Below are 318 nucleotides of genomic sequence, written 5' to 3' on the forward strand. Positions count from 1 at the left end.
GATACTCCTGATAATGGTCAAGAGGAATCACTTGAAGATAACAATAATGATGTTTCTGAAGACGTAGCTGAGGATAGTGTTGAGGAAGATGTTACAGAAGATGAGATTACTAAATTGACTATGGGCTTTGTTCCATCACAAGATGCAGCAAATATTGCTGACACAGTAGAGCCATTAGCAGAACGTCTTGCAGAAACTTTAGGAGTAGAGATTCAAGCTGAGGTAATGACAGATTACACTGGCCTCGTTGAAGGAATGCGTACACAAATGATTGATATCGGCTTCCTTCCACCATTTGGTTTTGTACAGGCAGAAGAA

1 protein-coding gene is annotated in these 318 nt (G+C 40.3%); it reads left to right on the top strand.

Annotation, left to right across the window (positions count from 1 at the left end):
* Nucleotides 1-318 (top strand): PhnD/SsuA/transferrin family substrate-binding protein (locus tag AOA60_RS01165; RefSeq protein ID WP_158235008.1); only part of this gene is annotated, 318 nt, incomplete at both ends.

The organism is Pseudomonas sp. 2822-17, assembly GCF_002742485.1.
In the GTDB taxonomy this organism is placed as follows: Bacteria; Pseudomonadota; Gammaproteobacteria; order Pseudomonadales; family Pseudomonadaceae; genus Aquipseudomonas; species Aquipseudomonas cyclaminis.